The following is a 12,411-nucleotide window of genomic DNA, read 5'->3' on the forward strand; positions in this document are numbered from 1 at the left end:
TCAGCCGAGCTTGCCCACGAGCTGGCCGGCGACTGCGGTGACGGCTGCGGCCGATTCTGTGGATGAGACCGCCACGATCGCCGTGCCCGCCAGTCGGTATTCCGTGGCGTCGCCCGAGCCCCCGCCTGACAAACTGGGATTGGGTTTGCGCTTCTGGGTGAAGCGCACGACATCGGACCCGCTCTCACCCGGAGTGACGACGAACGGTATGCCGTCACCTGCTGACGCCTTGGCGCATGCCGGAACTCCCGCGGCGAGCTGTGCGAACTTCTGCGAGGCGGTATCCGCATCGGGATATACCGCGATTGTCTGGCTGACGAAGTGCTGACGCGGCCCGCCTGCCCACTGCGAGACGTACTTGGCGGTGGCTGGGGTACCAGCGGCGAAGTACAGCGTGTTCACCGCATCGCATACCGCCGTGGGCCCCGCATCAGGAACTCGCGGCGTCGTTTCGGCCGGATTCAGCGAGTCGAACTCTGCGGCACCGGGATTCGCCTGTTGCACAATGCTGTTCAGGGTGTCGACAGATAACGTCAGGGTGGCGGTATCGGTGGGTGCGGTTGTGGTGTCCACCGGGGTGGCCGTGACGGGGGCGGCATGGGCGGGAGTCGTGGGCGAGGTGGCTCCGAGGGTCGACGGGCCCTGCGAATGACAGGCGCTCACCGTCAGCAGGGCTGCCGTGCAGAGCGTGCCAAGTGTGCCAGTTCTCATTTTCGGGTCTCCAGGTCGAGGTTGTGACGGAATCAGTTGGGCCGCACGACACGGACGGTACCGTCGGACGTCGTCGCTGCCTGTGAGTGTGCGGGCGTACCGGATTCGCTGGTCTCGACCGTGACACCGTTGCCCATGTAGATCGCGACGTGCGCCCCCGCGACGCCCAGGCCGCCGTCGTAGTAGATGACGTCGCCGGGTTGCAGTTGCGAGGTGTCCAGCTTGGGCCCGGTCTGCACCACGGACCCGAATGCTCCGGCCCCCTCGGTCATGTTCCCGAACTGCACCGATGTTCCCTTGCCCGGGTCATACCCGGTGGCCTGGTAGATCGCGTATTCGGAGAGGCCGCTGCAATCGAAGCCGGTGTGTTCGTAGTCGTGCATCTGGTCCGCGTACGGATCCGTCCCTTTGGCCGGTGCTCCTGAAGTGCCGCCGTCCTTGCTGCCGCCGCCCCAGACGTAGCGCGTACCCTGCTGATTCTCGGCCGCACCGATGATCTTGAGCTTCTTGTCGGTGACCGCCTCCGGCAGCGGGTAGGCCGCAGGGGGCTCTCCCGACGGCCGTTGGGTGCCGTCGCCGTTCTTGCCGTTGAGGTAGTCACGCCAGTTCTGATCCCGCGCTTCGCCCGGTGGTTGCGCCGGGTATCCGGGCGGGTTCGTCTCACCTTTGGCATCGACCTTCCACCCGGGCTTGGGAGCCACCTCCGCCGGGTCGCCAGGCGCGTGGGGCACCTTGTATCCGGGGTCGCCCGGTTTGGCGTCCGGACCTGGAACCGGCGCGTTGGTTTCGTCGCTGTCGGGCTTCGGCTGGTCGGGAGGGGGTTGCGGCGGGGTGTTCGGGTCCTTGGGTTTGTCCTCGGCCGGGTTCAGGCCGTCGGTGGCCTTGCGTATCGCATCAGCGAGTTCACGGTCCTGGCTGTCGAATTGGGCCAGCAGGGTCTTGAGCTTGACCGAGTTGGCGGCTGCCAGTTGCCGAATCTCGAGGGCCGTGACCGGACTGAGTTTCGCCGCGACATCCAGCGGGCCGCCGGGACGGATTGACACGGTGCCGTCGTCGGCCACCTGATAGCCGTATTGCGTGAGGTTGTCCACCGCGTCGATCAGGGCGGTTCGACTGGCGGACAACCGCCCGCCGCCGTCGGTGAGGACCGTTTGCAGCCGCTGCAGGGCGTCGGCCACCTTCTGATGATCGGTGAAAGTACGGTTCGCACTGGCATTCGCGGCGTCGGCGGCCGAGCCGTTCCACCCCTCGTCCAGCTTCTTGAGGGTGCCGTGCCCTTCGGCGATCTGCTGCGAAGCCTTGCCGGCAGAGTCCGCCGCGCGATGACCGGCATCGGTCAACTGCTCGGGGTGAGAGTTCTTCACCTCGGAGATCGTCATCGTCATGTCGGGCTCAGTGCCTCAGCATTCCCAGATCGAGCACAGCTGGGGGTTCATGGCGGCGAAGACATCCTCGTCGGCAACGGTCTGCCACTGTGCCTCAGGTGTTCCGGTGGACCACACGCTCAGTTCGGTCACCGTACTTCCCACGACTGCCAGGTATACGTGCGCCGTGATGTGCTTGTCCGGCAGTCGAATTTCGGCTGCGACTTGATTGCAGCCGCCGCGTTGCACGCTCGGGCAGAACTGCTTCGGGGTGGTCATGGTCAGTTGCGCTGTCGGAGAGGTGGTCTGGCATTCGGTCAGCGTGTCCAACGTGGCGGTGAACAACGCGTGCGCGGTCTGGCCCATGGTCCAGGGATCGCCGGGATAGTGGACGATCACTTGTTGCGCCGACCAGTTGTCGTCGCCTCGATCGATCAGAGATCGTGCGTTCTCGCCGCCGCCGAGTTGCGCCGGCGTGCCTCCACACAGGCCGTCGATCTGGAACGTGTTGCTTCCCAACGGCTGTGCCGAGTCGGCCAGATTGGGCCAATGCTGGGAGTCGTTGAGCGGGAGGCGATTGGAGTGCACCCACGCGGTTGTGGGTACGGCTTCGGCGTTCGGCGCTGTCGTGGACACCGGGCTGGCAGGGCTCGTCGCGGGGTGGATCATGCCGGTGGTCGCGGAAGAGCTGTCGGCCCTGGGTGTGCCGACGACCGGAGTGTCCTGACATGCCGTCAGCCCCGCCACCATGGCGCCTACGGTCAGGACGATCGAGACTGCGCGCGTGAGCTTCACCAATTCTCCTGTCATCTCAGTAGCCCTGATGGGTGCCCGGATTGGTCTGCGGAATCTTCGCCCGGATGTCGGATCCGTCGGGATTCACGCCGTACTCCCCGACCAGATAGTTCATCGATGCGGCGATGTTCGCGGCTGGATCGTAGATATTGTTCGACGTCCCGGGCTGGTGGTACTGCGCGAAGGTTCCCGGGACGCATTGGGCGAGTCCGCGTGAGCACCCGTTGCCGTAGCCGTCGGACACGTCGTAGGTCGAGTTCGGCGGTTTCGCGTTGACGTCCCAGTCATTGACCGACATGGGGTTGTAGGACGATTCGTGTTCGGTCAGGGTCAGGTAGGCGTCCATCCAGCGTTGCCTGGCCGCGGGATCGGTCACGCCGCGTTGGTCCAACGCCTGGTTGATGTAGTTGCGGGTGGCGTCCTGCCCCGATGGCCAGGACCCCTTGTCGTAAGTCACCTGATCCACCGGAATGGCCTCGGGCCCGGGCTGGGCCGCCGGTGGGGGAGTGGCGCCTTCGCCGCCGTCGTCCGGCCCACCCGTGTCCTCACCGGCCTTCTTCACCTTCTTGCCCAGGTCGGCATCGGTCTTCTCGTATGTGTCGGCCGCCGAGTTCAGATTGGTCGAAAGTTTGGCGTACTGGTCTGCCACTCGCCGGCATGCGGTGTCTACAGCGGTTCCGGCCTGCCGGCAGGCGTCACCGCTGCTCAAACCGCGAAGCTGGGCGGGCAGTGCGGTGAATTGCAGATTGGTGCCGGTGCCGGCGCTGTCGGTGCCCAGATGGTCGAAATCGCCCGCGGCCGACCGGAGGGTGGCGGGATTCACGCGCAGCGGCGAGGTCATAGCGGAAGCCTAATGGCGCCGCAGGGTCGGGCCTGACACCAATTCCGTTGCGGGAGAACGGCTGTGAACTACCTGTGGATTTACTGCGGAGAGGTGCCGATCGTATGCCGCCGGGTGTAATGCGGCTCGCCGTCGGGCGACCTCATGCGGCGCGGCGGAACAGATAGAACCGCGCTGCGTTCGCCCCGTTGTGGTCCATCGCCAGCTCGTCCCCGCTGGACATCAGCGTCCAGCCCGTGCTGAAGCGCCGGAGCACTTCGTCGAACCCGATCCCGGGCACACCCATGGATGCACCCGGGATGAACGCCACGATCAGCAGTTGTGCATCGGGGGCGGCCACTGCGCTGACCTCCCGGACGTAGGCGTCGCGGTCGTCGGCGTTCATGCCATGCAGGCAGCCACTGTCGACGATGAGATCGAAGCCGCCGCCGATACCTGACCAACTCAGTTGGGTCACATCGGCTTTGGCGAAGATCGCGGGCAGTCCGGCGGCCTTGGCGCGTGCTTTCTTCAGCGGTTTGGCCACGTAGTCAACACCGGTGACCCGCCAACCGTGTCTGGCCAGGTACACCGCGTTGTCCCCGGTGCCGCAGCCCACGTCGAGCGCGGTCCCGGGAGGCGTCAACGCGTGTGTTGTGCCTTCCACGATCGCCATCAGGCTATGCGCCAACGGGTGGCCGTCCCAGGGGGTGAACCCCACCCGGTACAGCCACCGGAACAAGCGTTGACGCGAACTCACCGAGCTAGAGCGAACCCAGGTCGGAGGACAGCCAGTGCTCGGGCTTGAGGAACACTGCCACGCTGTCGCCCTGCTCGCGGCGGGCGAATTCCAGATACGGCTCCACCTTCTCCGGGGCCAAATAGCGCTTGGTCATCTCGACGAGTTGCTCGTCGGTGCCGGGTTCGATGCGGTCGACGGCGCCGTCGACGGCCACATAGCGCACCGACGGCTCGAGCCGCTCGACCATCAGGCTCAGATGGCCGGCTGCCTCGATCAGCCGGTGCTTGCGGGACCCGGTACCGGTCAGCAACCATGGCTGCCCGCCGGGGGTGTACTGATACCAGATCGGGACGGTCAGCGGACCGCGCTTGTCTCCTGCGTACACCGACAGGGCGGCGATGTGCGGTTCGGCCAGAAACTGCTCGCGTTCTTCCTTGGAAAGGGGCATGTTGACAGCCTAGACCGACTTTGAAAAAACTTGCCCGACAACGGTTTCAGCTGATGGCAGATGTCGAATGGCCAGTTTTTGCGCGGCCACGGCCAAATTGTGTGCGACATCTGGCCACTGGGCGCCCGGCGTCGTAAAGTCGGGGTCCATGCGCTTTGGACTCTTCATCCCGCAGGGCTGGCGTCTCGACCTGGTCGACATTCCCACCGAAAACCACTGGTCGGTGATGCGTGACCTGGCCACTTACGCCGACGCGGGCGCCTGGGACTCACTGTGGGTCTACGACCACTTCCACACTGTTCCGGTGCCGACCGACGAGGCCACCCATGAGGCCTGGTCGCTGATGGCTGCGTACGCGGCGACGACGTCGCGCATCAAACTCGGCCAGATGTGCACCGCGATGTCGTACCGCAACCCCGCCTACCTGGCGAAGGTCGCCGCCACCACGGACATCATCTCGGGTGGCCGGGTGCAGATGGGTATCGGTGGCGGCTGGTACGAGCACGAGTGGCGCGCGTACGGCTACGGGTTCCCGTCAGCCGGGGTGCGGTTGGGCCGGCTCGACGAAGGCGTGCAGATCATGCGCGACGCCTGGCGGGACGGGCGGGTCAGCTTCGACGGCAAGCACTATCAGGTCGACGGTGCCATTGTGGCCCCGAAGCCACTGCAGGACAACGGCATTCCGATGTGGATCGCCGGCGGCGGGGAGAAGGTCACGCTGCGCATCGCGGCCAAGTATGCGCAGTACACCAACTTCACCTCCGAACCCGAGGGATTCGCGCACAAGTCTGAGGTGCTCGCCGGGCACTGTCGCGACGTCGGCACCGACTACGCCGCGATAGTGCGATCGGCCAACTTCAACGCAATCGTCGGCGAATCTGAGGCCGACGTAGCCGAACGCGTCGCGCGGCTGCGGGCTCGGCAGGTCCCGGTGGCCGGGGAGACTGCCGTCGACGCGATGCTGGCCAACGTCACCGCACCCGAATCGGCAAGCGGCACACCCGAACAGGTCATCGAGAAGCTCAAGCGGCTGCGCGACCTCGGGTGTGAGTACGCCATTCTGTACTTCCCCGAGGCCGCGTACGACCGGTCCGGTATCGAGTTGTTCGAGCGTGAGGTCATCCCTGCGCTGGGCTGACCTGATAGAACGCAATGCGCCAGCCTGCCTCGCCGCCGGTCACCAGCACGCTGAGATTCAGCGGGATCACCGTGCCGTCGGGCCTGGTGAAGTCTGCGCGCAGGTAGCCGAGCGCCACATCGTCGGCGGGCCTACGGGTCTCGTGAAACGAGTAGGCCACCGTAAGCCCGGCCGGCTGGGATTCGTAGTAGTCGATCACCCCCTGGCGTCCGACGCTGTGCGGGTGCAGGCCCTGAAAGATCGCGTCTTCGGTGAACACCGCGGCCACCCGTCGCGGATCGTGCGTGGCGATTCCGGCCCGCCACTCGTCGAGTACCTCGCGCAGGATCTGCTCGGTGTTCTCAATGCCCGGCACTTTGACCTCCATCGACGTGCAGGATCTCCCCGGTGACGAATCCGGCCTGCTCCAAGTACAGCACCGCTTGCACGACATCGTCGATATCGCCCATGTGGCCGACCGGGTGTAGCGCGTCGAGGAACTCGTGTGTCTCCGGCGAATGCATGGGTGTGCGGATGGTGCCCAATGCCACCGCGTTGGCGCGGATCCCGCGTGACCCGTATTCAATTGCCAGTGCTCTGGTCGCGGCGTTCAGCCCGCCCTTGGTCAGCGACGCGAGTGCCGACGGCACCTGCGAATTTGCGTGGTCGACCAGGCTTGTCGAGATGGTGACGACATGGCCGCCCTCGCCGTGCGACTCGAAGGCCTTGATCCCGGCTCGGGTGAGTTCGAAGAATCCACGCTGGTTGACGCCGGTGACGGCGTCGTAATCGGCGTCGGTGTACTCGGTGAACGGTTTGGCGATGAAGATGCCGGCGTTGTTGACGATCGTGTCGACCCGGCCGAATCGCTGCACGGCGGCGTCGATCACCCGCTGACCGACACCGGGCTGCCCGATGTCGCCGGCGACCGCCAGCACCATCGGATCGTCGCTCTCGCCGATCGTCCGGGAGTTGGCGACGACGGCGTAACCGAGCTTGCGGTAACCCGCCACCAGAGCTTCGCCGATGCCCTGCGAGGCGCCGGTGATGACTGCGACGTGCGGTGTGGTGCTCATTGGGGTGGTCCTTTCTGGTCCGATGTACCGTTCAACGCGGCCGCAGTACGTGGCGATGTCCGTCCGATGTGACGGGATGGCTCGTTGCTGAGAGGTTCTGCCTAATAGGCTGCGACGGTGGAACTGCGCCAGTTGCGGTACTTCGTCGCCGTCGCGGAGGAATTGAACTTCGGCCGCGCCGCCGAGCGGCTGCGTATCGCCGGGCCGTCGTTGTCCCAGCAGATCAAGGCGCTGGAACGCGACCTCAAGGTGCAGCTGTTCGACCGTGACCGGCGCTCGGTTGCGCTGACCCAAGCGGGTGCCGCACTGTTACCCGGGGCGCGGGACCTGATTCACCAGGCCGACGAACTGCGCAGGCAGGCACAAGGTTTGGCGGTGTCAGAGCCGGTGCGGATCGGGTACGTCAACTGGCGCCCCACAGATTTGGCCGAGCGAGCCGCCGGGGTGGCGCAGTTGCGGGTGGACACCTGGGTGATGCCGTCGCACGCCCAGGCCGCGCGGGTGGCCGACGGCACCTTGGACCTGGCGATCTGTTGGGTGCAGAACTCCGACCTCACGGCCTTGGGGCTCGATGCCCGGTTGATGGGTGTCGACCGGCTCTATGCCCTGTCCGCGGGAGCCGACGAGACGCCGGTGAACGCCGCCGACGTGTTGGTCCTGGTGGATGCCGACGACACCAGCTGGTCCTCGTGGAACCGGTACGGCGAGCAGTTCGCCGCCGAGACGGGGGCACGCGTCATGCGGACCGACGACGGCGGCGTTACCGGGCCGACGTTCTTCGAGCATGTCCGTGAACTGCGGCGTCCGGTTCTCAACAATCCCAAGGGGCAGGACGCGGCGCTGCCCAAGGGCCTGGTCCGGCGTCCGGTGCTGGCCCCGGTGCCGTTGTGGACGTGGTCATTGGTCTGGCGTCGCGATGAGGACAGTGCGTCCGTGCGCGCGGTTGTCGAGGCGTTCACGCGCGGCGTCGGTGATCTCGGCGTCCGCGAGGACGGAACGTGGCTGCCCGCCGACGACCCGTATCGCCAGCGCGGCGATCGCGGCGAGTAGCACCACCAGCGCTCCGACCGCCAGCGCGATCCGAAAACCGTTGTGCACGAATGGGGACACCGCGACCGGCCCGATGATCTGGCCGACGGAGTAACCCGCGGTCAGCAGCGCCACTGCGCCTGGGAACTGGAGCTGCCGCCCGGCCGCCAGGGCCAGGGTGCTGATACCGATGAAGGTCCCGCCGAACAGAACGGCACCGAGGACGGCCGCGACGCCGCTTCCGGTGCAGGCCAGCCCGATTCCCCCGGCCTGTAACAGCAGCGCCCCGGTGAGCAGCACCGGATGGGAGTAGCGGGAGCTCAGCCGTGCCCACAGTGCGGCAGAGGGAATCGCCGCCAATCCGACCACCAGCCACGCGCCGATACCGAGCCGGCCCGGCGAGTTCTGTGCGATGGCAGCCACCAGGAAGGTGCCGGCGATGATGTAGCCGATGCCTTCGAGGGTGTAGCTGCCGAAGAGCAGGGCGAAGGGGCGCCGCGTGGTCTTGGGTTGGTCGGCATGGGCTTTCACCTCGCTCGGGGTGGTAGCCGGACGCATGAACCAGGCGGCCACGCTCAACGCCGCGGTGCAACCGGCGGCCAACCACCACGCGCCCTGCCATCCCGCCCGGGCCGGCAGGCCGAACACCAGGCCGGCGGACAGGGCGATGCCGACGCCGACTCCGCCGAACGCCCAGCCCGGCAGATGGGCAGGGTGCCCGTGCAGATGGTCCAACACCGTGTTGACGGCGATGACGAACACCAGGGCGCTGGCCACCCCGGCGGCCAGGCGCAGCGCCATCCAACCGAAGGCATTGCCGGTCAATGGCATTGCTGCCAGGCTGACCACCAACACGATGAGCGAGACCCGGCACGCCGACATCGAACGGGACAGCCGGGGCGAGAACGCTCCGGCCACCGCGCCCACCAGATAGCCGATGTAGTTGGCGGTAGCCAGATGTCCGGCAGACTGGGGACTGAGTCCGGCCTGCGCGGTCATCAACGGCAGGATCGGGGTGTAGACGAAACGTCCGATCCCCATCGCGGCGGCCAGCACAGCGGCCGTACGGGCGACGTGCAACCAGGGGGCTTTTGGCATTGCCCCATGGTCTGCGGCGGTGGCCGGCCCTGCCACGTCCAGTTGTCTTACAGCTGGGAGGTCCAGCCTCCCACCGCAGGTATCGACATGGCCGCGCGGAAAGGTCGTCAAACGTACATCGCGTGACTGGCAGATGGCCGCAAAAGGTATGTCGGGTGAAACGTGCGGTGGATTGGCACCGCGATGTGCTCCATGATCCCCACGTGACGCTGATATCACGGGAGTTCGGGAGCGGAAGCGTATCCGCCCCAACAGTCGGGGCCGACCTGGCCACGGTGCTCAACCCCTTGCCGCGCACGGCTTCCCGCGCGGCCGCCCCGATTGACTGTTCCCGGCCCGTGCACAGCGCTGACGTTGCCCAATCGCGCCTGTTCGAGGACATTCTGATCGGCGAAATCGCCGAGCTGCGGGACCTTCTGGCCGCGACCGAACAGCGGTGGCGGCGGCTTCGGGAACGCAGCCGGGTGGCTGACGCGCCGGTGCCGGAAGCGTTGCTTCGTCTGCACGCGCGCATCGCCGAGGCCGAGCGGTTGCTCGTCCAACTCCGGTGCCGGTTCGGTTACGAGGGAGATTCACTCCGCGTGATTTGAAATTCCGCGGGTGCGCTCAGGACGTTCCGGCGCCGTCGGCGGGGTCAGTCGAATGTCACGACGATCTTGCCGGCGGCGCCGGGTGTCGACGGCATGGAAGTCCGTCGAACTGCTCACCGACAAAGTGCTGCCCGCACCGGCCTGAATCGCGTTCGAACACATATCGCGACCCCACGCCTACGGGGCTGCCGGAAGTGGCACGATTCTGGGTATGGAGAAGATCTCGCTCACCGCGATTGCCCGTCAGCAGTTGGCCTCAGCCCGCACGGCCAACAGTGGACGCAGTGCCCACACCGTCTACGGCGGGCATGAACACCAGCTGCGCCAGACCCTGATCGCGATGACCGAGGGTACCGGGCTCGACGAGCACGAGAGCCCCGGTGAAGCCACGCTTCAGGTGATCGAGGGCCGGGTGAAGCTGGCCAATTCCGACGCCAGCTGGGAAGGATCGCCCGGCGATCACATCGTGATCCCGCGTACCCGCCACAGCCTGCATGCGCTCACCGATTCAGTGGTGCTGCTCACCGTCGTCAAGGCGATGGGGCCGCACACCTGACTTAGCGGTGGCTCAGCACATTGACCACGTTGCCCGATTGATCGGCGAAGAAGAACCGCCGTACACCCCACTCCTCGTCGCTGAGAGGATGCACGATTTCCAAGCCGGCCTCGACCGCGGCGGCATATGCCGCGTCGACGTCGTCGACCTCGATGGAGACGGACGGGTTGACCGGCGCCGTCGCGTCTTTGGTCATCAGACTCACCTGGTGACGGAGTTCGGCGTCGGCCAGGGTGACGATCCAGCCGTGGTTCATCACCTCGGTCAGCCCGAGGGTCTGGGTGTATGCGGCGGCGGTCGCGGCGAGGTCGGACACCGTGAGCACCGGCATCACCCGCGACACTGTCATATCGCCGGCCCCAGCAGGTCGTCGGCATCCTTGATGACGTAGCCGTAGCCCTGCTCGGCCAGGAAGCGCTGGCGGTGGGCGGCGTACTCCGCGTCCAACGAATCGCGTGACACCACGGAGTAGAACACCGCGCCGCCGCCGTTGGCCTTGGGCCTCAGCAAGCGGCCCAACCGCTGCGCCTCTTCCTGGCGGGAGCCGAAAGTCCCTGAAACCTGAACGGCGACAGATGCTTCCGGTAGGTCGATGGAGAAGTTCGCCACCTTGCTGACCACCAGCGTGGAGATCTCGCCGCGGCGGAACGCGTCGAACAGGGCCTCGCGCTCGGCGTTCTTCGTGGACCCCTGGATCACCGGGGCGTCAAGTTCCTCGCCCAGTTCCTCCAGCTGATCCAGGTAGGCGCCGATCACCAGGGTCGGCTCGCCGGGGTGGCGCTCCAGGATGGACTTCACCACCGCGATCTTGGTGTGCACCGTCGAGCACAGCTTGTAGCGCTCCTCGGGTTCGGCGGTGGCGTAGAGCATCCGCTCGTTGTCGGTCATCGTCACCCGCACCTCGATGCACTCGGCGGGGGCGATCCAGCCCTGGGCCTCGATGTCCTTCCACGGTGCGTCGTAGCGCTTGGGCCCGATCAGCGAGAACACATCGCCTTCGCGGCCGTCCTCGCGGATCAGCGTCGCGGTCAGGCCCAGCCGCCGCCGGGACTGCAGGTCGGCCGTCATGCGGAACACCGGTGCCGGCAGCAGATGCACCTCGTCGTAGATGATCAGGCCCCAGTCGCGGGTGTCGAAGATCTCCAGGTGCTTGTATTCGCCCTTGGTGCGGCGGGTGATCACCTGGTACGTCGCGATCGTGACCGGCCGGATCTCCTTCTTCTCACCCGAGTACTCGCCGATCTCGTCCTCGGTCAGCGAGGTGCGGGCCACCAGTTCGCGTTTCCACTGCCGCCCGGCCACCGTGTTGGTGACCAGGATCAGCGTCGTCGCGCCGGCCTTGGCCATCGCGGCCGCCCCGACCAGCGTTTTACCGGCCCCGCAGGGCAGCACGACGACGCCGGAGCCGCCCGCCCAGAACGAGTCGGCGGCCATCTCCTGGTAGTCGCGCAGCGCCCAGCCATCCTGGGCCAGTTCGATCGGATGGGCCTCGCCGTCGACGTAACCGGCCAGGTCCTCGGCCGGCCAGCCGATCTTCAGCAGCATCTGCTTGACCCGGCCGCGCTCGCTGTTGTGCACGATCACGGTGTCGTCGTCGATGCGCGCGCCCAGCATCGGGGCGATCTTCTTGTTGCGCAGCACCTCGGCGAGCACGGCACGGTCGAGGCTGACGAGCGTCAATCCGTGCGCCGGGTGTTTGATCAGCTGCAGCCGCCCGTAACGGCCCATGGTGTCGACGATGTCGACCAGCAGCGGCTGCGGTACCGGGTAGCGCGAGAAGCTGACCAGTGCATCCACCACCTGCTCGGCGTCGTGGCCGGCCGCGCGGGCATTCCACAACGCCAGCGGGGTGATGCGGTAGGTGTGTACGTGCTCGGGGGCGCGTTCCAGTTCGGCGAACGGTGCGATGGCGGCGCGGGCCGCCCCGGCCTGCTCGTGGTCGACCTCGAGCAGCACCGTCTTGTCGGACTGCACGATCAGTGGGCCGTCAGTCATTCGCGGGATCCCATCCACTCATCGCGCGCATCGCGGGAGAATTCATCGGATCCCATTATCCCGAATCGGC

General features: G+C 66.5%; 14 protein-coding genes and 1 pseudogene. 4 read left to right on the forward strand and 11 right to left on the reverse strand.

Features of this window, described 5'->3' with window-relative positions:
* The 6 genes from AC4ELH_RS31890 to AC4ELH_RS31915 form a co-directional block, all read right to left on the reverse strand.
* Entirely contained in the window at positions 1–711 is a 711-nt protein-coding gene (locus AC4ELH_RS31890) for a sensor domain-containing protein (protein ID WP_448448299.1), read from the reverse strand.
* Positions 712–743: 32 nt separating this feature from the next.
* Positions 744–2,096: a C40 family peptidase gene (locus AC4ELH_RS31895; RefSeq protein ID WP_448448300.1), complete on the reverse strand. Its 1,353-nt coding sequence runs from the start codon at positions 2,094–2,096 to the stop codon at positions 744–746.
* 15 nt (positions 2,097–2,111) lie between these two features.
* On the reverse strand, positions 2,112–2,870 hold the full coding sequence (locus AC4ELH_RS31900; protein ID WP_448448301.1) for a hypothetical protein: 759 nt from the start codon (positions 2,868–2,870) through the stop codon (positions 2,112–2,114).
* Between the two features lie 16 nt (positions 2,871–2,886).
* Positions 2,887–3,711, reverse strand: a complete 825-nt coding sequence (locus AC4ELH_RS31905) for a type VII secretion target (RefSeq protein WP_448448302.1) — start codon at positions 3,709–3,711, stop codon at positions 2,887–2,889.
* Positions 3,712–3,853: 142 nt separating this feature from the next.
* Positions 3,854–4,450 (reverse strand): class I SAM-dependent methyltransferase, encoded by a 597-nt coding sequence (locus AC4ELH_RS31910; protein ID WP_448448303.1) that lies wholly within the window; start codon positions 4,448–4,450, stop codon positions 3,854–3,856.
* 4 nt (positions 4,451–4,454) lie between these two features.
* Entirely contained in the window at positions 4,455–4,880 is a 426-nt protein-coding gene (locus AC4ELH_RS31915; protein WP_448448304.1) for a pyridoxamine 5'-phosphate oxidase family protein, read from the reverse strand.
* Between the two features lie 148 nt (positions 4,881–5,028).
* Between AC4ELH_RS31915 and AC4ELH_RS31920 the strand changes: the two genes are divergently transcribed.
* A complete protein-coding gene (locus AC4ELH_RS31920) occupies positions 5,029–6,018 on the forward strand; it encodes an LLM class F420-dependent oxidoreductase (protein WP_448448305.1) in 990 nt (329 codons plus the stop codon).
* Here the strand turns inward: AC4ELH_RS31920 and AC4ELH_RS31925 are convergent.
* Positions 5,999–6,373 (reverse strand): SgcJ/EcaC family oxidoreductase, encoded by a 375-nt coding sequence (locus tag AC4ELH_RS31925; protein WP_463792627.1) that lies wholly within the window; start codon positions 6,371–6,373, stop codon positions 5,999–6,001. The genes AC4ELH_RS31920 and AC4ELH_RS31925 overlap by 20 nt on opposite strands.
* Positions 6,360–7,073, reverse strand: coding sequence for an SDR family NAD(P)-dependent oxidoreductase (locus AC4ELH_RS31930; protein ID WP_498888811.1), 714 nt, complete (start codon positions 7,071–7,073; stop codon positions 6,360–6,362). The genes AC4ELH_RS31925 and AC4ELH_RS31930 overlap by 14 nt, the downstream gene beginning before the upstream one ends.
* 117 nt (positions 7,074–7,190) lie before the next feature.
* On the opposite strand from AC4ELH_RS31930, the gene AC4ELH_RS31935 reads away from it, so the two are divergent.
* Positions 7,191–8,123 (forward strand): LysR family transcriptional regulator, encoded by a 933-nt coding sequence (locus AC4ELH_RS31935; RefSeq protein WP_082941793.1) that lies wholly within the window; start codon positions 7,191–7,193, stop codon positions 8,121–8,123.
* A gap of 39 nt (positions 8,124–8,162) precedes the next feature.
* On the opposite strand, the pseudogene AC4ELH_RS31940 reads toward AC4ELH_RS31935, so the two are convergent.
* Positions 8,163–9,200 (reverse strand): annotated as a pseudogene (locus AC4ELH_RS31940) (YbfB/YjiJ family MFS transporter); the annotation flags it as partial.
* A gap of 203 nt (positions 9,201–9,403) precedes the next feature.
* Between AC4ELH_RS31940 and AC4ELH_RS31945 the strand changes: the two are divergent.
* Positions 9,404–9,790, forward strand: a complete 387-nt coding sequence (locus tag AC4ELH_RS31945) for a hypothetical protein (protein ID WP_131811676.1) — start codon at positions 9,404–9,406, stop codon at positions 9,788–9,790.
* A 211-nt stretch (positions 9,791–10,001) separates the two neighbouring features.
* Positions 10,002–10,346 carry a cupin domain-containing protein gene (locus tag AC4ELH_RS31950; protein WP_064885597.1) on the forward strand — a complete coding sequence of 115 codons (345 nt, stop codon included), beginning with the start codon at positions 10,002–10,004 and terminating at the stop codon, positions 10,344–10,346.
* A gap of 1 nt (position 10,347) precedes the next feature.
* On the opposite strand, the gene AC4ELH_RS31955 is transcribed toward AC4ELH_RS31950, so the two are convergent.
* Positions 10,348–10,695, reverse strand: coding sequence for a VOC family protein (locus AC4ELH_RS31955; RefSeq protein WP_064958943.1), 348 nt, complete (start codon positions 10,693–10,695; stop codon positions 10,348–10,350).
* A complete protein-coding gene (locus AC4ELH_RS31960; RefSeq protein WP_064959111.1) occupies positions 10,692–12,341 on the reverse strand; it encodes a DNA repair helicase XPB in 1,650 nt (549 codons plus the stop codon). Before AC4ELH_RS31960 ends, AC4ELH_RS31955 begins: the two co-directional genes overlap by 4 nt.
* Positions 12,342–12,411 lie beyond the last annotated feature (70 nt).

The sequence above is a fragment of the Mycobacterium shunyiense genome, assembly GCF_058270075.1.

What these genes read in the sequence shown, in the direction of transcription:
- AC4ELH_RS31890 (WP_448448299.1), bottom strand. Translation starts at nt 711, where the DNA reads ATGAGAACTGGCACACTTGGCACGCTCTGCACGGCAGCCCTGCTGACG.
- AC4ELH_RS31895 (WP_448448300.1), bottom strand. Translation starts at nt 2,096, where the DNA reads ATGACGATGACGATCTCCGAGGTGAAGAACTCTCACCCCGAGCAGTTG.
- AC4ELH_RS31905 (WP_448448302.1), bottom strand. Translation starts at nt 3,711, where the DNA reads ATGACCTCGCCGCTGCGCGTGAATCCCGCCACCCTCCGGTCGGCCGCG.
- AC4ELH_RS31915 (WP_448448304.1), bottom strand. Translation starts at nt 4,880, where the DNA reads ATGCCCCTTTCCAAGGAAGAACGCGAGCAGTTTCTGGCCGAACCGCAC.
- AC4ELH_RS31920 (WP_448448305.1), top strand. Translation starts at nt 5,029, where the DNA reads ATGCGCTTTGGACTCTTCATCCCGCAGGGCTGGCGTCTCGACCTGGTC.
- AC4ELH_RS31930 (WP_498888811.1), bottom strand. Translation starts at nt 7,073, where the DNA reads ATGAGCACCACACCGCACGTCGCAGTCATCACCGGCGCCTCGCAGGGC.
- AC4ELH_RS31950 (WP_064885597.1), top strand. Translation starts at nt 10,002, where the DNA reads ATGGAGAAGATCTCGCTCACCGCGATTGCCCGTCAGCAGTTGGCCTCA.
- AC4ELH_RS31955 (WP_064958943.1), bottom strand. Translation starts at nt 10,695, where the DNA reads ATGACAGTGTCGCGGGTGATGCCGGTGCTCACGGTGTCCGACCTCGCC.
- AC4ELH_RS31960 (WP_064959111.1), bottom strand. Translation starts at nt 12,341, where the DNA reads ATGACTGACGGCCCACTGATCGTGCAGTCCGACAAGACGGTGCTGCTC.